15 protein-coding genes and 2 rRNA genes (1 of these 17 running past the window's edge) are annotated in these 20,183 nt (G+C 65.4%); 7 read left to right on the top strand and 10 right to left on the bottom strand.

The window, feature by feature from the left end; all coding sequences use genetic code 11:
- Positions 1–52 precede the first annotated feature (52 nt).
- A complete protein-coding gene (locus ACSQ9I_RS07020) occupies positions 53–1,987 on the top strand; it encodes a hybrid sensor histidine kinase/response regulator (RefSeq protein ID WP_436312684.1) in 1,935 nt (644 codons plus the stop codon).
- 24 nt (positions 1,988–2,011) lie between these two features.
- Here ACSQ9I_RS07020 and cynS read toward each other — a convergent pair whose 3' ends face one another.
- The 6 genes from cynS to ACSQ9I_RS06990 form a co-directional block, all read right to left on the bottom strand.
- Complete coding sequence (gene cynS, locus ACSQ9I_RS07015) at positions 2,012–2,455, bottom strand: cyanase (protein WP_436303096.1); 444 nt, start codon at positions 2,453–2,455, stop codon at positions 2,012–2,014.
- 32 nt (positions 2,456–2,487) lie between these two features.
- The gene (locus tag ACSQ9I_RS07010; protein WP_436312683.1) at positions 2,488–3,312 is read right to left on the bottom strand and encodes an ABC transporter ATP-binding protein; all 825 of its coding nucleotides are present in this window, start codon (positions 3,310–3,312) and stop codon (positions 2,488–2,490) included.
- A gap of 22 nt (positions 3,313–3,334) precedes the next feature.
- Complete coding sequence (gene ntrB, locus ACSQ9I_RS07005) at positions 3,335–4,195, bottom strand: nitrate ABC transporter permease (RefSeq protein ID WP_436308645.1); 861 nt, start codon at positions 4,193–4,195, stop codon at positions 3,335–3,337.
- Positions 4,196–4,199: 4 nt separating this feature from the next.
- Positions 4,200–5,561 (bottom strand): CmpA/NrtA family ABC transporter substrate-binding protein, encoded by a 1,362-nt coding sequence (locus ACSQ9I_RS07000; RefSeq protein WP_436312682.1) that lies wholly within the window; start codon positions 5,559–5,561, stop codon positions 4,200–4,202.
- Positions 5,562–5,686: 125 nt separating this feature from the next.
- Positions 5,687–6,361 carry a response regulator gene (locus ACSQ9I_RS06995; RefSeq protein ID WP_093106809.1) on the bottom strand — a complete coding sequence of 225 codons (675 nt, stop codon included), beginning with the start codon at positions 6,359–6,361 and terminating at the stop codon, positions 5,687–5,689.
- Positions 6,358–7,533, bottom strand: coding sequence for a PAS domain S-box protein (locus ACSQ9I_RS06990; protein ID WP_436312681.1), 1,176 nt, complete (start codon positions 7,531–7,533; stop codon positions 6,358–6,360). Before ACSQ9I_RS06990 ends, ACSQ9I_RS06995 begins: the two co-directional genes overlap by 4 nt.
- 85 nt (positions 7,534–7,618) lie before the next feature.
- On the opposite strand from ACSQ9I_RS06990, the gene ACSQ9I_RS06985 reads away from it, so the two are divergent.
- Entirely contained in the window at positions 7,619–8,776 is a 1,158-nt protein-coding gene (locus ACSQ9I_RS06985) for an alpha-hydroxy acid oxidase (RefSeq protein ID WP_436312680.1), read from the top strand.
- A 16-nt stretch (positions 8,777–8,792) separates the two neighbouring features.
- Here ACSQ9I_RS06985 and ACSQ9I_RS06980 read toward each other — a convergent pair whose 3' ends face one another.
- Positions 8,793–12,824 (bottom strand): alpha/beta hydrolase family protein, encoded by a 4,032-nt coding sequence (locus ACSQ9I_RS06980; RefSeq protein WP_436312679.1) that lies wholly within the window; start codon positions 12,822–12,824, stop codon positions 8,793–8,795.
- Between the two features lie 115 nt (positions 12,825–12,939).
- Between ACSQ9I_RS06980 and ACSQ9I_RS06975 the strand changes: the two genes are divergently transcribed.
- Positions 12,940–13,845 (top strand): LysR family transcriptional regulator, encoded by a 906-nt coding sequence (locus ACSQ9I_RS06975; protein WP_436312678.1) that lies wholly within the window; start codon positions 12,940–12,942, stop codon positions 13,843–13,845.
- Positions 13,842–14,825 carry a tripartite tricarboxylate transporter substrate binding protein gene (locus tag ACSQ9I_RS06970; protein WP_436312677.1) on the top strand — a complete coding sequence of 328 codons (984 nt, stop codon included), beginning with the start codon at positions 13,842–13,844 and terminating at the stop codon, positions 14,823–14,825. The genes ACSQ9I_RS06975 and ACSQ9I_RS06970 overlap by 4 nt, the downstream gene beginning before the upstream one ends.
- A 4-nt stretch (positions 14,826–14,829) precedes the next feature.
- Here ACSQ9I_RS06970 and ACSQ9I_RS06965 read toward each other — a convergent pair whose 3' ends face one another.
- A complete protein-coding gene (locus ACSQ9I_RS06965) occupies positions 14,830–15,396 on the bottom strand; it encodes a putative glycolipid-binding domain-containing protein (protein WP_436292556.1) in 567 nt (188 codons plus the stop codon).
- 101 nt (positions 15,397–15,497) lie between these two features.
- Between ACSQ9I_RS06965 and ACSQ9I_RS06960 the strand changes: the two genes are divergently transcribed.
- The 3 genes from ACSQ9I_RS06960 to ACSQ9I_RS06950 are packed head-to-tail and all read left to right on the top strand — an operon-like array spanning position 15,498 to position 17,280.
- The gene (locus ACSQ9I_RS06960; RefSeq protein ID WP_436315724.1) at positions 15,498–16,703 is read left to right on the top strand and encodes a Y-family DNA polymerase; all 1,206 of its coding nucleotides are present in this window, start codon (positions 15,498–15,500) and stop codon (positions 16,701–16,703) included.
- 57 nt (positions 16,704–16,760) lie between these two features.
- Positions 16,761–16,922: a hypothetical protein gene (locus ACSQ9I_RS06955; protein ID WP_436312676.1), complete on the top strand. Its 162-nt coding sequence runs from the start codon at positions 16,761–16,763 to the stop codon at positions 16,920–16,922.
- A gap of 28 nt (positions 16,923–16,950) precedes the next feature.
- Positions 16,951–17,280, top strand: a complete 330-nt coding sequence (locus ACSQ9I_RS06950) for a hypothetical protein (RefSeq protein WP_436312675.1) — start codon at positions 16,951–16,953, stop codon at positions 17,278–17,280.
- Here ACSQ9I_RS06950 and rrf read toward each other — a convergent pair.
- Positions 17,275–17,387, bottom strand: a 5S ribosomal RNA gene (gene rrf / locus ACSQ9I_RS06945). The genes ACSQ9I_RS06950 and rrf overlap by 6 nt on opposite strands.
- A 118-nt stretch (positions 17,388–17,505) precedes the next feature.
- A 23S ribosomal RNA gene (locus tag ACSQ9I_RS06940) occupies positions 17,506–20,183 on the bottom strand (it continues 195 nt past the right edge of the window).

Here is a 20,183-nt window from a genome sequence, read left to right as displayed (position 1 = left end):
GATCCATACGAAAGTCGCGCCGACACGACTTTCTCCCGCCGTAAATGGCCATATGCCTGCCTTGTCGCCTTCAATCGAGACCAGAACAATGGCTGACGTCAGCAGACCCCTTGACCTGGGCGTCGTCACGGACGCTGACTACCGCCTCATGGTGGATACGATCGCGGATTACGCGATCTTCTTTCTCGACCCCAGCGGCATCGTTCTCAGCTGGAACACCGGGGCGAAACAGCTCAAGGGCTACCAGGCCGAAGAGGTGATCGGGCGCCATTTCTCGATGTTCTATCCCCCGGAGCTGCTGGAGAAGGAGTGGCCCCAGCACGAGCTCAAGGTCGCGGCCGAGGTGGGGACGCTCGAGGACGAGGGCTGGCGGCTGCGCAAGGACGGGACGCGCTTCTGGGCCAGCATCGTCATCACCCGGCTGACCGGACCGGACGGGTCGCTGCGCGGTTTTTCGAAGATCACCCGGGATCTGACGGAACGCCAAAGACAGCAAGACCTGCTTCGCACCAGTGAAGAGCGCTTCCGGCTGATGGTGGACGGCGTCAAGGACTACGCGATCTTCATGCTCGATCCCGGCGGCTACATCGTCAGCTGGAACACCGGGGCGAAGGCCACCAAGGGATACGAAGCCGGGGAAATCATCGGCCGGCATTTCTCGGTCTTCTATCCGCCCGAGGTGGCCGCGACGGGCTTCCCCGACAAGGAGCTCGAAATAGCGCGCGAGGTCGGACGATACGAGGACGAGGGTTGGCGCGTGAGAAAGGACGGCAGCCGGTTCTGGGCCAGCGTCGTGATCACCGCGCTCTTCGACGCGACCGGTCGCCACCGGGGATTCGCCAAGGTCACGCGCGACTTGACCGAGCGCCGGCGTGCGTCCATTCTCGAGGACGAAGGACGGCGGATCACGACCTTCCTGGCGATGCTGGGGCATGAGCTGCGCAACCCGCTCGCACCGATCGCCAACGCGCTGGCGATCGTCGAACATCCGAACGCGGAGGGCGGGACGCTGAAGAGAATGTCCGGCATCATCTCGCGTCAACTCAAGCAGATCACGCGGCTCGTCGACGACCTGCTCGATGTCGGCCGGATCACGAGCGGCAAGATTCACCTCGACGCCAAGCCGGTGAAGCTCTCCGAGGTGATCGCGGAAGCCGTCGAGACCGTGAAGCCGATGGCCGACACCAAACGGCATACGCTTGCGCTCGACACGCCCGCCAAGGACCTATGGATCAGCGGCGACCGTGCCCGCATGATCCAGGTGGTCTGCAATCTGCTGAACAACGCCGTCAAGTTCACGCCGGGCGGCGGGCACATCAAGGTCCGCCTGCAAGCGGCGGGCAGCGATGCGGAGATCAGCGTGAGCGACGACGGGCCCGGCATTCCGCCCCAGCATCTGCCTCGAATCTTCATGATGTTCGCCCAGGGCGATCAGGACGTTTCCCGCTCGCAGGGAGGGCTGGGCCTGGGGCTCACGCTCGTGCAGCAGCTCGTGACGCTCCATGGCGGCGAGATCAGCGCTTTCAGCAAGGGCGTGCCGGGCCAGGGAAGCGAATTCGTCATCCATCTGCCGACCATCGCGGCGCCTCTGGAGATGCGCAGGGCCGATGGGCCGGAAGCCGGCAAGCGGGTTCTCATCGTCGACGACAACATGGATGCGGCGGAGACGATGTCCGTCCTGGTCGACAACCTGGGCTACGTCACCAGCACCGCCTTCGACGGGTATGCGGCGCTGGAGGCGATCAAGAACGAGCAACCCGACCTGGTGCTGATGGACATCGGCTTGCCGGGCCTCAGCGGCGTGGAAGTGGCCCAAAGGGTTCGCCGCGAGGTCGCCAATCCTCCGGCCTTGATCGCGGTCACCGGGTATGGACAAGCGTCGGACCGGGATACCAGTTTCGACGCCGGCTTCTATGCCCACCTCACCAAACCCATAGACGTTCGGCAACTGGAAAGTCTGCTCGGACGCCTGCTCGACAAGCCCTGACGCCTTGCGCCTCGACGCCGATCGTCAGTAGGTCTTGTACGGCAGGAACTTCCCCGACAACACCACATTCACCCGATCCCCCTTCGGATCGGCCTGGCGCTGGATGTCCATGCTGAAGTCGATCGCGCTCATGATGCCATCGCCGAACTCTTCGTGGATCAGTTCCTTGATCGTACTGCCGTACACGCTCACGACTTCGTACCAGCGGTAGATCAGCGGATCGGTCGGCACCGGCGTCGGCAGCGAGCCCTTGTAGGGCACCACCTGCAGCCACTTCTGCTCCTCGGGCGTGAGGCCGAAGATCTTGCCGACGATCTTGGCCTGCTTGTCGTCGAGCGTCATCTGGCCCAGGCAGGCGGCCGTCGTCCACTCCTTCGAGAGGCCGACCTTCTTGGCCACGTCGGCCCACTGGATGCCTTTGGCCACCTTGACGGTGATGATCTTTTCGGTGATGTCGTTGCGGTTCATGCGGGTGCTCCTGATTGAAATGGGTAAAGGGCTCACGTGGCCTTGGCCCGCGTGACGAGAAAGTCGACGATGTGGTTGCGCAGCGCGGAGTAGCCGTCAAGGTGATGCAGCCCGGCGCGCGTGCGCTCGCGCGGCAGCGGGTTGACCACGGTCTCGGCGATGTTGCCGGGTCTATAGCCACCGGCCGTTTCCGTGCCGTTGCTCATCAGCAGGATGCGATCGGCCAGAAGAATGGCCTCGTCGACGTCGTGCGTGATCATGAAGACGGTCTGCTGCGTCTGCCGCACGATGCTCATCAGCTCGTCCTGGATCGTGCCGCGCGTCAACGCGTCGAGCGCGCCGAAGGGTTCGTCGAGCAGCAGCATCTTGGGCTGGATCGAGAAGGCGCGTGCGATGCCCACGCGCTGCTTCATGCCGCCCGAGAGCTGCGAGGGTTTCTTGTCGATCGCGCCGTCGAGGCCGACCAGCGCGACGAACTTGCGCACCTGCTCGTCGATCTGCGCGGCCGACCAGTCGAGCCAGCGCGACTGCACTGCGAAGGCGATGTTCTTGCGCACCGTGAGCCAGGGCATCAGCGCATGGCTCTGGAACACCACGCCGCGCTCCAGGCTCGGCCCGGCCACCTCGCGGCCGTCCATGAACACGTGGCCGCCCGACGCAGTGTCGAGGCCCGCGAGCACGTTGAGGATGGTGGTCTTGCCGCAGCCCGAGTGGCCGATGATGCAGACGAACTCGCCGCGGTCGAGCGTGAAGGACACGTCGGCGAACACCGGCTTGCCGGGCACGAAGGACTTCGAAAGCGATTCGATGCGCAGAAAGCCGGCGCCGGGGCGAGCCGCAGCAGCGTTGGTTGTCATGGCGCGGGCCTGGAAAGAGCGATCACTCCACATAAGTGACTTTCTTCTGCAGGCCGGCGAACGCCAGGTCCAGCAGCATGCCGACGACACCGATCACCAGGATCGCGAAGATCACGTTGGTGAGCGAGAGGTTGTTCCACTCGTTCCACACGAAGTAGCCGATGCCGGTGCCGCCGACCAGCATCTCGGCCGCCACGATCACCAGCCAGGCGATGCCCATGCTGATGCGCATGCCGGTGAGGATGGTCGGCGCGGCCGCGGGCAGGATCACGCGGAAGGCGCGGCGCAGCGGCTTCACTTCCAGCGTGCTCGCGACGTTGAGCCACTCGCGCTTGACCGAGGCCACGCCGAAGGCGGTGTTGAGCAGCATCGGCCAGACCGAACAGATGAAGATCACGAAGATGCCGCTCACCGACGAGTCCTTGATGGTGTAGAGCGCGAGCGGCATCCATGCGAGCGGCGAGATCGGCTTCAGCACCTGGATGAAGGGATCGAAGGCCTTCTGCAGCAAGGGCGACATGCCGATCACGAAGCCTAGCGGCACCGCGACCAGGCAAGCCAGCAGAAAGCCCAGCCCCACGCGGCCCAGCGACCAGGCGAGCTGGATCGCGATGCCCTTGTCGTTGGGGCCGTTGTCGTAGAAGGGATTCGACAGGTGCTTCCACGCGGTGGCACCCATCTCGCCCGGCGTCGGGAAGCCCGCCGACTTCACCTGCCCCGGATCCTTGCCGAGCATCTTCTGGTACTCGATCTGCTCGGCCGACATGCCGGCCTGCGAGGCAGCGCCGCCTGCGGACATCGTCGCCACCTGCCATACCGCGAGGAACACGGCGAAGAGCAAGACCGAGAGCAGCGCCGCCTTGAGGTTCATGACCTTGTGCATGGCGTCAGGCCATCTTGCTGATCGCGAAGCTCTTGACGTAGTCCTCCGGCTTCGCGGGGTCGAACACCTTGCCCATGATCGTGAACTTGGGATAAGCGCCTTCGGGCGGCGTCTGGCCCAGTTCCTTCATGTGCTTCTTGGCATCCGTCAGCAGGAACACCTTCTCGGCGATCTGCCTGTAGTTGACCTCGCCCTTCACATAGCCCCAGCGCTTCATCTGCGTGAGCATCCACACCGCCATCGACTGCCACGGGATCGGATCGAAGTCAGCGCGATCGGGCACTGTCCTGATGTTGCCCAGGCCGTCGGCGAAGCGGCCGGTGAGCACCTGCGTGAGCACGGTCTCGGGCTGGTTGAGGTACTGCGCCGGCGCGATCACCTTGGCGATGAGTTCGCGGTTCTTCGGATCGCGCGCCATCGCCGAAGCCGTGAGCACCGAGCGGTAGAGCGCGGCGAAGGTGTTGGGGTTCTTCTGGATGAACTCGGTCGAGCTGCCGAAGGCGCAGCAAGGATGGCCGGCCCACAGGTCCTTGGTGAGGATGTGCAGGAAGCCGATTTCCTCGAACACGGCGCGCTGGTTGAAGGGGTCGGGGCCGAGATAGCCGTCGATGTTGCCGGCGCGCAGGTTGGCTACCATCTCGGGCGGCGGCACCACGCGGATCTGGATGTCGGTGTCGGGGTTCAGGCCCGCTTCCGCCACGTAGTAGCGCAGCAGGAAGTTGTGCATGCTGTACTCGAAGGGCACCGCGAACTTGAAGCCCTTCCACATCTTCGGGTCGCGCTTGTCCTTGTGCTTATTGGCCAGCGTGATGGCTTGGCCGTTGGTGTTCTGGATCGTCGCCACGTTCATCGGCACCGCGTTGGAGCCGGCGCCCATCGAGATCGCGAGCGGCATCGGCGACAGGAAGTGCGTGGCGTCGTATTCCTTGTTGAGCATCTTGTCGCGGATCAGCGCCCAGCCCGCCGTCTTGACCACTTCGACGTTGAGTCCCTGCTTCTGATAGAAGCCCAGCGGGTGCGCCATGATCAGGGGCGTGGCACAGGTGATCGGGATGAAGCCGATCTTCAGATCCTTCTTCTCGAGCGGGCCTTTCTCCTGCGCCATGGCCTGCAGCGCGCCCAGCGGCAGCACCGACATGATCGCGGCGCGCGCGGTGTTGGCGCCCACCGCGCGCAGGAAGTTGCGGCGCACGCTGTCGACCGGGAACAGCGCCTTCATGAGGCTGGCCTCGAGCTTGGCGTTCGAGTCTTCGATGGCGCCCACATGCTCGCCGGGCGCATGGTCGCGCCCGCACGCGCAGCGCATCACCAAAGGCCGGTCGGCGTCGTAGGGGTCGCAGGCTTTGGCGTCAGGCAGTAGGGACATGGTGCACCTCGTTGAAAAGATGCAGCAGCGATGCAAGGGCCGGGCCGGTTGCGCACCTGCGCGGCCTCTTCACGCCTCTTCACGCGAAATCGCGGGAGGCCGGTCGACGCCGTGTAGGGCCAGCACTACATGGATGTCGGCTTGGCGTGCCGTTCGGCATACAAGGCGAGCTCGACGTCGTTCTTGGTACCGGTCTTTTCGAGGATGCGCGCACGGTAGGTGCTGACCGTGTTGGGCGCCAGGCCGAGCTGCGCACCGATTTCGCTCACGGTCTGCCCGGCCGTGAGCAGGCGGAACACCTGGTGCTCGCGGTGCGAGAGCGCCTCGGCGCCCAGCGCCGATGCATTGCCGACGGCGGCCGCCAGCGCCTCGGCCGTGGCGGCCGACACATACCTGCCGCCGGCCGCCACCTTGCGCACCGCGCCGACCATGTCGTCCGGATCGGCGCTCTTGTTGAGGTAGCCGGCCGCGCCCAGCTTGATGCAGCGCACGGCGTACTGCTTCTCGGGGTAGGTGCTGAGCATCAGCACCGGCAGCGCGGGCCACTGTTTGCGCAGCGCCTGCAGCACGTCGAGGCCGTCGCGCGCCGGCAGCGCGATGTCGAGCAGCACCACGTCCAGGCCCTGCGTGCCGCCGAGCGCGGCCACGCTCTCCAGCACCTCGGGGCCGGTCTGCGCCTCGGCCACGACCAGCATCTCGGGCACGCCGTTCGACAGGTCGCCCAGCACCTGCTTCAGGCCTTCGCGCACGATGCGGTGGTCGTCGCCGATCAGCACGCGGATGTCTTTGGGCTTCGTCACAGCGGCATCTCCAGCTGGAACACGCTGCCGGCGCCGGGCTCGCTCTCGATCTCGATGCGCCCGCCGAAGTGGCGTGCGCGCTCGCGCATGCCGAGCACGCCGTAGGCGGTGGCAGCTTCGAAGACATGGGCCGGAGCGCCGATGCCGTTGTCGCGCACGGCGATGCGCAGCAACGACGCATCGGCCTCGATGCGGATGTCGAGCCGCGAGGCTTTCGCATGGCGGCCGACGTTGCTGAGCATCTCCTGGAAGATGCGGAACACCGCGATCGCCGCCGGTTCGGGCAGCTCGATGCCGGGCTGCACCTCCATGTGCCAGGCCAATTCGAGCTCGGCCGACTGCACGAACTCGTGCGCCTGCCATTCGAGCGCGGCCCACAGGCCTTGGTGATCGAGGATGCTGGGCCTCAAGTCGGTGATGATGCGGCCGACGTTGTCGACCGCGCGCTCGATCAGCCCGCTCATGTTCTGGCACTTGCCGCGCATGAGCGTGCGCATGTCTTCGGCGGCTGCCGGGCTGCGCTCCTGCTGTTCGCCGAGACGCTTGCCGATCCAGTTGACGTCCATCTTGAGCGCCACCAGCAGGCTGCCGAGTTCGTCGTGCACCTCGCGCGCGATGCGCGTGCGCTCGTCCTCGCGCACCTTGTCGAGCCAGGCCGAGAGCTCGCGCAGCTTGGCGAGCGCGTCGCTCAACTCGCGCGTGCGCTCGTCGACGCGCAGGCCCAGCTCGTCCTTGGCCTGCTGCAGCGCGCGGGCCGCGCGGCGCCGCTCGGTGATGTCGACGAAGGTGATGACGGCGCCGCGCACCTGGGCGCCGTCCACGATGGGGTGGCTCGAATACTCGACCGCGAAAGCGCTGCCGTCGGCGCGCCAGAACACCTCGGTGTCGATGCGGCAGGGCAGGCCGCGGCGGAAGGCGTTGAAGATCGGGCAGTCGGTGTCGGCGTAATGCGAGCCGTCCGGGTGCGAATGGTGGGTGAGCTCGTGCATGTTGCGGCCCAGCACCTCGGCCTGCGCGTGACCGAGCATCTGCGCGCCGGCACGGTTGATGAACATGCAGTGGCCGTCGAGGTCGATGCCGAAGATGCCCTCGCCGGTGGACTCCAGCAGGAGCCCGAGCTGGTGCTGCCAGAGCGGGTGGCTGGCTGGTGTCGGCAGGACGGGGGTCTCCATGCACCAGATGCAAGCAACAGGCGTGCCGGGTTGGTGCACCCCGATAATCGACACCCAACGCCATTCACGACCAAGGAGACCTCGCGTGCCCGACCTTTCCCGGATCACCTGCATCGAAGACCTGCGAGTGATCGCCAAAGAGCGCGTGCCGCGCATGTTCTACGACTATGCCGACTCCGGCTCCTGGACCGAGGGCACCTACCGCGCGAACGAAAGCGACTTCCGGAAGATCAAGCTGCGCCAGCGCGTGGCCGTCAACATGGAGGGCCGCTCGACCGCCAGCACCATGATCGGCCAGGAGGTCGCGATGCCGGTGGCCATCGCGCCCACGGGGCTGACCGGCATGCAGCACGCGGACGGCGAGATCCTCGGCGCGCGCGCGGCCAAGGCCTTCGGCATTCCGTTCACGCTCTCGACCATGAGCATCTGCTCGCTGGAAGACATCGCCGAGCACACCGACCGGCATCCCTTCTGGTTCCAGCTCTACGTGATGCGCGACCGCGACTTCATCGAGCGGCTGATCGAGCGCGCGCGCGCCGCCAACGTCTCGGCGCTGCAGCTCACGCTGGACCTGCAGATCCTCGGCCAGCGGCACAAGGACATCAAGAACGGCCTCACTGCGCCGCCCAAGCCCACGCTCGCCAACCTGATGGACCTGGCGACCAAGCCGCGCTGGTGCATGGGCATGCTGGGCACCAAGCGCCGCACCTTCGGCAACATCGCGGGCCATGCGAAGGGTGTGAAGGATCTGTCGTCGCTCTCATCCTGGACGGCCGAGCAGTTCGACCCGACGCTGAGCTGGGCCGACGTCGAGTGGATCAAGAAGCTCTGGGGCGGCAAGCTGATCCTGAAGGGCGTCATGGATGTGGAAGATGCGCGCCTCGCGGCCTCCAGCGGCGCCGATGCGCTGATCGTCTCGAACCACGGCGGGCGCCAGCTCGACGGCGCGCCCTCCTCCATCGAGGCGCTGCCTGCGATCGCCGAGGCGGTGGGCACCGAGATCGAGGTCTGGATGGACGGCGGCATCCGCAGCGGCCAGGACGTGCTGAAGGCGCGCGCGCTGGGCGCCCGTGGCACGCTGATCGGGCGCAGCTTCCTCTACGGCCTGGGTGCCTTCGGCCAGCCCGGCGTGACGCGCGCGCTGCAAATCATCCAGCGCGAGCTCGATCTCACGATGGCGTTTTGCGGCCGCACGCAAATCGACGAGGTGGATTCGAGCATCCTGCTGCCGGGCACGTTCTAGGGCCTGTTAACAGGCCCTAGCGCACCGGCACGCGCGATTCGAGCGGCGGGCTGCGGTAGTCGGGCTTGAAGCGGCAGCGGTCCTTGCCGCCGTCGTTGAAGGTGGGCTCGAAGGCGGCGCAACGCGTCGCCAGCGAAGCCGGCGTGGGCTTGTCGCCCTTGTCGATCCAGTCCACGAGCGCCGCGAACAGCGCAGGGTATTCGGGCTCGCTCAGATAGCTGTGCTCGGATTCATCGCTGAAGCTTTGAACCAGGCGGTCGTCGGTGCCGGCGCTTTCGCGGATCGCGCGGTAGGCACTCTCCAGTTCGACGAAAGCGGTCGGGTCGTGGATCGCGTGCAGCGTGAGCGTGGGGAGGGTGGTGCGGCCGGTGGGCCGGCTGTCGCTCGCGAGCGCGCCCTGCGCCTGCGGATCGGCCGCATAGCGCAGCACGCCGGCATTGAGCGCCGCATCGTCGGCCGAGCCCTGGTAGACGACGCCGACATTGCCGAAGGGATTGCGGCCGCCCAGGCGATCTTGCGCCAGGTCCTGGAACAGCCAGGTCGCCCAGTTGAGATGGCCTACCAGCGTGCGCTCGGGAATCTTCACCACCGAGAGGATGGTCTTCAGCCGCGCCGCCTGCTCGGGCGAGCGCTGCGCGGCCGGCATGCCCACGCCGGTGCAGGCCTTCACGCGCTCCGCGAGTTCGGCGCGCGTGAGCTTCGAATCCTTCGGCAGGCCCATCCACAGCGGGTACTGCGGCTCCTCGGGTTTCGGATGGTTGCGGCAGACGTACTGGTAGACCACGCGCAGGTCGAGCCGGAACTCATAGGCGCTGTTGCCGCCGCCGAGCACGCCGTTGGTCAGCAGCACGCCGTCGTAGGGACCCGGCTTGCCGTCGACCTGCGCATAGAGCTCGGCCGCCTTCGAAACCACGGCGCCGCCGTAGCTCTGGCCGTGCAGCAGCGTGCGACGCGGTGCGCCGAAGTGCGCAACGAAGAGCGCGCGCAGGCGCTCGGTGTCCTCGGCCGCCATCGTCACGCCGTAGCCGCCGCGCCGGTAGGTCGAGCCGGCCCAGGCATAGCCGGCATTCACCGTGACGGCCCAGCGCTCCAGGTCCTTCCGGCTGCGCTCGAGCGCCGGCGGGCCGGTCTCAGGGCCGCCGTGCGCATGCATGACCAGCACCTTGTTCCAGTCGCGCGGGATCGCGATCCAGTAGAAGGCGCCGGCGCCGTCCTGGCCGGTGTAGCAGCGCGCGGTGCTCGGCACCGGGGCCGGGCAGCTCGCCGGCGATGCCGCGTGGGTGGCCCATGCAGCCGCGAGGCCGACGAGCAGGACGAGGATCGCTTCCTTTTTCTTCATCAATGCCGCACTCCGAGTTCCAGTGCGGCGTTCGAACCCGAGGTGGACACGAAGCCGAGGACGCCCTGGTTGAAGATGAAATTGCCGGGGCGTCCGGCATCGGCCTGCACGACGCCGACCACGGGCGTGTCGTAGCCGAGCACGGCCGCCGCGCCGCCCAGGTTGAAGCTGCTGCCTGCGACGGTGGCCTCGCGCGTTTCGCCCTGCACGCTGGCAACGGCGTAGACGCCGTCGGCCGCACCGGAGGCCAGGCTCTGCTGGATCGCCAGCAGGCGCATGCCCTGGTTGGCCGTCGACTCGCGCACCAGGTGCAGCGGCACCGCAGCGCCGTTGACCAGGCCGATCACCATCGAGCCGCTGAGCGTGCCGCCGGTGGTGGTGGCGCCGCCGGTCGGCGAGGTGGTTGTAGACGTCGAAGGCGCCGCGCGCGGCGGTCCAGCTGATGTAGCCCTTCTCGGTCTGGGGGCAGTTGGGGTCGTAGGTCATGAAGCGGCCGGTCACCGGGTCGCGGCAGTACTGGAAGGTACCCGCATTGCGCAGCCGCACGGCCGCGGCATGGGCCGCGGTGCCGCCCGTGCCCTGCTGCACGCCGACCGCGTTGAAGATGTTCGCGACCGGGTTGAACACGGTCGGCGTGGCGGCGTTCTCGAAGGTGTTGCGGAAAGCGACGAGCGGCAGGAAGCTGCTGCCCGCGGGCGCCGCCACGCCCCCCTGAAGGACGCCGCCGGCGGCGAAGCTGAAGACCGCGCCGTTCTCGGTGCTGCCGTAGCTGCAGTTGCCCTGCGCGATAAGCGTGCCGCTGCGCTGCGTGCCGGCCGCGCGCTGCAGGCTGGCATCGATGGTGACCGTGTAGGCCATCATCGACGGATCGACGAGCACGTCGAGCTCCTCGCCCCAACTGTTGCCGCCCTTGTAGTGCGTGGCCGCGGCCGGCAGATTCGGACAGGCGAGCGGGTCGCCCGCTTCCTGCACGCAGCTGTAGTTAATCGCCGCATCGAGGCTGCCGCTGCCGCGGTACTTGGGCCAGGCCGGGAACTGGCACAGCGGCCGCGTGCGGCCGAAGCTGCCGGCCACGCTGTCCATCGCCACGCCGGTGGCCGGCGCCAGGCCGCCTTCGACCCAGCCTTCGAGCGCCGCGAGCGAGTCCCAGGCCGGGATGAAGACGCCGGTGCCGTGACCCATGCCGGGCACTGTGTAGAAGCGCACGCCGCGGTCCACCGCGTCCTGGCCGACGGTGGCGATCAGCTGCTGGTAGTAGTCGATGGTGGAATTGGGACTGATCACTTCGTCGGCCAGCCCGTGCAGCAGGATCAGCCGTCCGCCGCGCGAGAGGAAGGGTCCGAGCTGCGGGTTGGTGGCGTCGGTGATCGCCGACACCTCGGTCACGCGCGCCGCATAGGGGCCGGGGTCGAGCGGATCGAAGCCGAGCGAGTCGAAAGCCTCGATGCGCGTGACGAAGAACTTCACCCACTGGTCGCCGGTGACGTACATGTTGGCGTCGGCCGAGGTCGCGGGGTTGGCAGGTACGGGCCGCGATCCGAGGTCGCGCGTGGTGTAGGGCCCGGCCACGAGCGCGCCTTCGAGGATGTTGTAGCCGCCGGCGCGGCGCACGCCGTTGGCTAGCGCATAGCTGGTGAAGACCAGCGGCGACTCGATCGCGCGGATGCTCGCGAGCTGCGGGTCGGAGAGGCAGCCATCGCCGTTGTCGGTGCCGCCGCTGCAGCGCAGCGAGGCCAGGATCTGCGTGTTGAGCTGGCGGCAGCTCTCGACGTTGCTCACGATGCCGTCGCTCGCGCCGTCGAGCCGGTCGCAGGCCTGCAGCACGGTGCGCTGCACCAGCAGGGTCTTGGCGACGTTGACCCAGCCCGCGCCGCCATTGGCATAGAGCGCGCGGCCCACCGCCACGTTCGACAGGCGCGTGCCGCTGTAGTTGAGCGCCGGCTCGTTGGCGATCACACCGTCATAGTCGCCGGGCCAGCGCTGGATGTAGGCCAGCGCGTCGCGCCCGCCGGTGGAGGTGCCGAGGAAGTAGGCCTTCTTCGGCTCGCTGCCGTAGTGCGCGCGCACCAGCAGCAGCGCGACGTCATGCGTCTTCTTGAGCGACTGGCCGCCGTAGTTGGCCAGCGCCTCGTCGTTGGCGGCGAAGCGGCCGTCGGTGATGCTGCTGCTCTGGTGGCCGGAGTCGTCGCCGAAGGTCGCGTAACCGAGCGCCAGCGGCGCGGGCTTGCCCGGCGGGCCGAAGCGGATGGTTTCGGTGCCGTCGATCAGGCGGCCGTTGAAGCCGCCGCCGCCGAAGTGAATCACCTTCTGGTTCCACTGCTGCGGCAGGTTGACGGCGAAGTTGATCGCCGGCGCGTTCGGGTCGACCGGCTGGATGCTGCCGCGCACGCGGCAGTGCGCGCCGAGCATATTGCCGGGTTCGTTGGCCGCCACCTCGACTGCGGAATTCACGGTCGCACCGCCTGTCGCCAGGCCGATCTGCGCCGCGGCCAGGCTCATGCCGGCCAGCGAGGCGCAGGCCACGCGCGGCGCGATCGGGCCGGGCGGCGTGACGGGCGGATCGGTGTCGGTGTCCGAGCTGCCGGGCGAGCTGGCCGGCGGATTCGAGAAGCCGGCGAAACCGGCGTTGCCGCCGCCGCCTCCGCCGCAGGCGGAAAGAAGCAAGGCGAGGCCGAAAGCGATGAAGGTGCGAAAGCGCGAGAGGCGCATGGGTATGTCTCCGGAATGAGGCCTCATGGGGGCCTCTTGGCTGGGGCACCGAAGATGCGCGACGCCTGACCTAGCGTCAAATAAAATAACAAGCCTTGTTCAATACGAAAAAAATATGGAGATAAGAGCACTTCGCTACTTCGCGGCCGTGGCCGAGACCGGCCACATGACGCGCGCGGCCGAGCAGTTGGGCATCCAGCAGCCACCGCTCAGCCAGCAGATCAAGGGGCTCGAGCGCGAGCTCGGCGTGGCGCTGTTCCGGCGCCATCCGCGCGGCATGGCGCTGACCGATGCGGGCCGCCAGTTCCAGGCCGAAGCCCTGCGCATGCTGCAGGACATGGAGACGGTGAAGCAGCGCATGGCACGCGTCGCGAAGGGGCAGGAAGGCGTGCTCTCGTTCGGCTTCACCAGCTCGGCGGCGGCGCACCGCTTCATGCCCGATGCGCTGCGCGCCTTTCGCCGCAGCCACCCCGGCGTGGAGCTTCGGCTGCGCGAGAACAATGCCGCCGAACTGACCGAGGCGCTGGCCGCCGGCCGATTGCATTGCGGCCTGCTGCGCGTGCCGGTGGCGCGGCCCGAGGGGTTCCGGTTCGAGATGCTGCTGCGCGAGCCGGTGCTGGTGGCGATGCCGCGCGACCATCGCTTCGCCGGTGCCGGCGAGGCGGGCGCGCCCCTGTCGCTCGCGCAGCTGTGCGAGGAAGACATGATCCTCGTGCGGCGCCCCGGTGCGCCGGGGCTGTACGCGGACCTGCTGGCGCTGTGCAACGCGCAGGGTCTCAGCCCGCGCGTGGTGGCCGAGGTGGACCGCATGATGACCAACCTGAACCTGGTCGCCGCCGGGGTCGGGCTGTCGGTGGTGCCGGCGTCGATGGGCGGCGTGCATCCGCACGCGATCCGCTACGGCCCGCTGGCCGGCAGCGAGCGGCTCGATGCGCCGCTCACGCTGGTGTCGCGCGAGGACGAGGACAACCTGCCGGCCCTGCATTTCGCCGCGCTGCTGCGCGAGCTGGCCGCGGCATGACGCACCTGCAGCGCCGCACGCTGGGACGGTGGGGGCTCGCCACGCTGGCAGCGCCCTTCGCTGCACGGGCGGCAACCGCATCCTGGCCGGATCGGCCGGTTCGTCTGCTGGTCGTCTACCCGCCCGGCGGGGTCAGCGACAGCATGGCGCGCGCACTGGCCGAGCCGCTCGCGCAGTCGCTGGGCGTGCCGGTGCTGGTCGAGCATCGCGCGGGCGCGGGCGGCAGCGTCGGCATGGATGCATTGACGCGCGCGGCGCCGGACGGCCACACGCTCGCCTTCTCGGCCATCAGCCCGCTGACCCTGCAGCCGATGCTCGCGCGCGTGCGCTACGACCCGCTGCGCGCGTTCACGCCGGTGGCCAGCGTGATGCGCACGCCGGTGCTAGTGGTGGGCACACCGGCCTTCGGCAGCCGCGACTTCGACGAGATGATCGCGCTCGCGCGAGCGCGGCCGGGGGCCGTGCGCTGGGCCAGCTCGGGCGTGGCGACCATCGGCCACATGGTGCTGGTGCAGGTGCGCATCAGGAGCGGCGCCACGATCACGCACATCCCCTACCAGGGCGGCGGGCCTCAGCTCAACGACGCGCTGAGCGGACAGTTCGAGGTGCTTTCGACCAACGTGGCCGCGCAGCAATTGCAGTACATCCAGGCCGGCCGCCTGCAGGCGCTGGCGGTGGGCGCGCCGGTGCGGCTCGATGCGCTGCCGCAGGTGCCGACGCTGGCAGAGCTCGGCTTCGCACAGGCCAACCTGGCGTCGCTGTTCGGCATCTTCGCGCCGGCACACACGCCGGACGCGGTGGTGCGGCGGCTCAATGCGGAGATCAATCGTGCGCTGGAGGGCAGCGTGCTGCGCGAGCGGCTTCGAGAAGCGCACAACCTGCCGGCCATCGGCAGCGTCGACGCCTTCGCGCGCGAGATCGCGCTCGACCGGCAACGCAACCAGGCACTGGTGGCCGGCCAAGCGGCCTTGTTCGAATAGGGCTTCAGTCCTCGGCGGCCCAGAGCGTCGGGTATTGCGAAACGAAGCCCTCCGGCGTGACCACCAGCATGCTCTCGTAGTCGAAGCGCGGCGCCTGGTACCAGTATTCGCTGTCCGCGCGCCGCTCGTAGGTCTGCATCAGCGGGCCGAGGCTGTCGTCATCGAGGTCGAGCCAGGCCGCCGGCGCCTGGGCGCTCTCGCCGAGCTTGAGGTTGAGGCGTCGCAACTGCACGAGGTTGGTGGCAGGCGTGAAGCCGAAATCCAGGTCCGTGCAATGGGCCAGACCAGGCACCACCTGGTCGTTGAAAGACCATTCGCCGTTGCTGCCACGCGCGATCGCGAAGTCGACGGCCGCAGAACCGATCCAGCCGCGCACGCGGCCCCATTGCGCATGCCACGCGTTGTCGCAATGCACGCGATAGTCCAGCCGCACGGGCCGGCCGTCCTCGTTGCGGAACACCGCGGCGCCGTCGAGCTGCCACCCGTTGCCGTGCTTTTCGAGACGGCAGGCGTCATGGCCGGGCAGGTCGAGCCGGCGCCAGAACATGGTGGCAACGATTTGCATGGCCATGATGATGTCATCGATGCCCCTCGCGCACCAGCACCCGCGCCGAAGCGTTCAAAATCGGTACCGTGACAGCCGCCCCGATCCGCCGCATTGCCCACCTCGACATGGATGCGTTCTACGCCTCGGTGGAATTGCTGCGCTATCCGCAACTCAAGGGATTGCCGGTGGTGATCGGCGGCGGGCGGCGCAAGGTCGACGAAGCGATCCGCAATCTGCCCGTGGGCGGCACGCTGGCCGACATTCCGGTCGAGGCCTTTCCGCTGCTCAAGGACTATGCCGGCCGCGGCGTGATCACGACCGCGACCTACCCGGCGCGCCAGTTCGGCGTCGGCTCGGCAATGGGACTCATGAAGGCGGCGAAGCTGTGTCCGCAGGCACTGATCCTGCCGGTCGACTTCGACGAGTACCGCAAGTATTCGCGCAGGTTCAAGCAGGTGATCGCCGAGATCGCGCCGGTCATGGAGGACCGCGGCGTCGACGAGGTCTACATCGACTTCACGGAGGTGCCGGGCGGCCAGCGCGAGGGCGGCCGCGTGCTGGCGCGGCTGATCCAGCGCTCGATCTTCGATGCCACCGGCCTCACCTGCTCGATCGGCATCGCGCCCAACAAGCTCCTGGCCAAGATGGCGAGCGAATTCGACAAGCCCAACGGCATCTCCGTCGTGTTCGAGAGCGATCTGCAGACGCGCATCTGGCCGCTGCCCTGCCGCAAGGTCAACGGCATCGGGCCCAAGGCCGACGAGAAACTCCAGCGCTTCGGCATCCGCACCATCGGCGAGCTTGCGGCGAGGGAACGCGACTGGCTCGTCGAGAACTTCGGCAAGGCCACCGGCGCCTGGATGCACGAGGTGGCCTGGGGCCGCGACGAGCGGCCCGTGGTAACCGAGAGCGAGCCGGTGTCGATGAGCCGCGAGACCACCTTCGACCGCGACCTGCAGGCGGTGCGCGACCGCGCCGAACTGGGCGCGATCTTCACGCACCTGTGCGAGAAGGTCGCGGAGGACCTGCAGCGCAAGGGCTACGTCGGCAAGACCATCGGCATCAAGCTGCGCTACGACGACTTCAAGATCGCCACGCGCGACCAGACCATCGAGAGCTTCACCGCCGACGCGAAGACGATCCGGCGGACCGCCGGACTGTGCCTCAAGCGCGTGCCGCTCGATCGGCCGCTGCGGCTCCTGGGTGTGCGCGTGGGCGCGCTGGTGAAGGCGAACAGTCCCGAGGCTTCTTCGGCCGACGCGCTTCCAAGGGCGGCGAACCGGTCGCGCGGCCTGGCCGAAGCGGCGGCGGCTACCGCCTCGCTGTTCTAGGCTTCTTCAACGCACCGGCACGCGCCCTGCCACTGCGGTCAGTTCGCCAGGCTGCGCTTGATCGCGAGCGTGATCGCGGTGGCGGGCGCGCATCGCGCCCCCGGCACCTGCGGCGTCAACGATTACTTGCGCGAGGCCGCCGGCGACAATTTCACAGCGAAGGATTTCCGGACCTGGCACGGCACCGTGCAGGCGCTCGAACTAACACGGCTGGCTTGACGTCGATCCGGCGGACGCGTCACCCGCCATGCGCTACAGCGCCAAGGAGATCCTGGGCGTCATGGCCAAGCAGCTCGGCAATACGCCGGCAGTCTGCAAGAAAGCCTATGTGCATCCGGCCGTTCTGGCACTCGGCTCGAAACTGGCAGGCGATGCGGGCGCCATGAACGACATCTGGCAGGAGATCGCTGGCAGAACTAAAAGTGTGCGCCGGCTTCACTCCGCTGAGGCGCGGCTGCTGGCTTTCCTGCATCGGCACTGGTTGGAGTCCAGGCGCGCGCAGAAGGCCGTGCGAGGCGCTCAAAAGCAAAAAGCCCAACCATTTCTGGTTGGGCTTTTTGGGGCTGTAAGAGCCTGACGATGACCTACTTTCACACGGGAACCCGCACTATCATCGGCGCTGAGGCGTTTCACTGTCCTGTTCGGGATGGGAAGGAGTGGGACCACCTCGCTATGGTCATCAGGCATAAAGGGTTGTTGTATTGACTGGGTCAATACAACGAATTCATAGAGTTTGGAATCAGCTTTGAGTGTTTTGAATGCGTCAACTTGGCATAACACCTTGATCGTAGATCAAAGTTATAGGGTCAAGCCGCACGAGCAATTAGTATCGGTTAGCTTAACGCATTACTGCGCTTCCACACCCGACCTATCAACGTCCTGGTCTTGAACGACTCTTCAGGGGGCTCGAGGCCCCGGCAGATCTCATCTTGAAACGAGTTTCCCGCTTAGATGCTTTCAGCGGTTATCTCTTCCACACTTAGCTACTCGGCAATGCCACTGGCGTGACAACCGATACACCAGAGGTGTGTCCACTCCGGTCCTCTCGTACTAGGAGCAGGCTTCCTCAAATCTGCAGCGCCCACGGAAGATAGGGACCAAACTGTCTCACGACGTTTTAAACCCAGCTCACGTACCTCTTTAAATGGCGAACAGCCATACCCTTGGGACCGGCTACAGCCCCAGGATGAGATGAGCCGACATCGAGGTGCCAAACACCGCCGTCGATATGAACTCTTGGGCGGTATCAGCCTGTTATCCCCAGAGTACCTTTTATCCGTTGAGCGATGGCCCTTCCATACAGAACCACCGGATCACTATGTCCTGCTTTCGCATCTGCTCGACTTGTCAGTCTCGCAGTTAAGCACGCTTATGCCATTGCACTATCGTCACGATGTCCGACCGTAACTAGCGTACCTTCGAACTCCTCCGTTACGCTTTGGGAGGAGACCGCCCCAGTCAAACTGCCTACCATGCACTGTCCCCGATCCAGATAATGGACCTAGGTTAGAACCTCAAACACACCAGGGTGGTATTTCAACGTTGGCTCCACAAGATCTAGCGACCCTGCTTCAAAGCCTCCCACCTATCCTACACAGATCTGTTCAAAGTCCAATACAAAGCTACAGTAAAGGTTCATGGGGTCTTTCCGTCTTTCCGCGGGGAGATTGCATCATCACAAACATTTCAACTTCGCTGAGTCTCAGGAGGAGACAGTGTGGCCATCGTTACGCCATTCGTGCAGGTCGGAACTTACCCGACAAGGAATTTCGCTACCTTAGGACCGTTATAGTTACGGCCGCCGTTTACTGGGACTTCAATCAAGAGCTTGCACCCCATCATTTAATCTTCCAGCACCGGGCAGGCGTCACACCCTATACGTCCACTTTCGTGTTTGCAGAGTGCTGTGTTTTTAATAAACAGTCGCAGCCACCGATTTTTTGCAACCCATTCATGCTCCGTTGTTCACTTCACACTAATAGGGCACACCTTCTTCCGAAGTTACGGTGTCAATTTGCCGAGTTCCTTCTCCTGAGTTCTCTCAAGCGCCTTAGAATACTCATCTCGCGCACCAGTGTCGGTTTGCGGTACGGTCGTGTGTAGCTGAAGCTTAGTGGCTTTTCCTGGAACCTCGTTCAGTCACTTCACCAGCAAGCTGGCTCGATCGTTGGCCTCGGTATATGACGGGCGGATTTGCCTACCCATCGCCTACTTCCAACTAAACCGGGATATCCAACACCCGGATGACCTATTAAGATCCGTCCCCACATCGCACTACACATCGGTACAGGAATATTGACCTGTTTCCCATCAGCTACGCATCTCTGCCTCGCCTTAGGGGCCGACTCACTCTACGCCGATGAACGTTGCGTAGAAAACCTTGCGCTTACGGCGAGGGGGCTTTTCACCCCCTTTAACGCTACTCATGTCAGCATTCGCACTTCTGATACCTCCAGCACGCTTTACAACGCACCTTCACAGGCTTACAGAACGCTCTCCTACCACTTGCAATAAATTGCAAATCCGCAGCTTCGGTAACTGGCTTAGCCCCGTTACATCTTCCGCGCAGGACGACTCGATCAGTGAGCTATTACGCTTTCTTTAAATGATGGCTGCTTCTAAGCCAACATCCTGACTGTTTTAGCCTTCCCACTTCGTTTCCCACTTAGCCAATTTTAGGGACCTTAGCTGGCGGTCTGGGTTGTTTCCCTCTTGAGTCCGGACGTTAGCACCCGGTGCTCTGTCTCCCAAGCTGTACTCGTCGGTATTCGGAGTTTGCCTTGGTTTGGTAAGTCGCCATGACCCCCTAGCCAAAACAGTGCTCTACCCCCGACGGTAATACTTGAGGCACTACCTAAATAGTTTTCGGAGAGAACCAGCTATTTCCAAGTTTGTTTAGCCTTTCACCCCTATCCACAGCTCATCCGCTAGTTTTGCAACACTAGTCGGTTCGGACCTCCAGTACCTGTTACGGCACCTTCATCCTGGCCATGGATAGATCACTTGGTTTCGGGTCTACACCCAGCGACTGGACGCCCTATTCGGACTCGATTTCTCTACGGCTTCCCTATTCGGTTAACCTTGCCACTGAATGTAAGTCGCTGACCCATTATACAAAAGGTACGCCGTCACCCCTTACGAGGCTCCGACTTTTTGTAAGCACGCGGTTTCAGGATCTATTTCACTCCCCTCCCGGGGTTCTTTTCGCCTTTCCCTCACGGTACTAGTTCACTATCGGTCGATGATGAGTATTTAGCCTTGGAGGATGGTCCCCCCATATTCAGACAGGATTTCTCGTGTCCCGCCCTACTTGTCGTTAGCTCAGTACCACACAGGTCTTTTCACGTACGGGGCTATCACCCGCTATGGCCAGCCTTTCCAAGCTGTTCCGTTAAGTCTTGTGCTATCACTAACAGGCTCTTCCGATTTCGCTCGCCACTACTTTCGGAATCTCGGTTGATGTCTTTTCCTCGAGCTACT

Source organism: Variovorax sp. LjRoot84 (genome assembly GCF_964254305.1).
Taxonomy (GTDB): Bacteria; Pseudomonadota; Gammaproteobacteria; order Burkholderiales; family Burkholderiaceae_C; genus Variovorax.
This window is presented reverse-complemented; position numbering and strand designations above follow the sequence as displayed.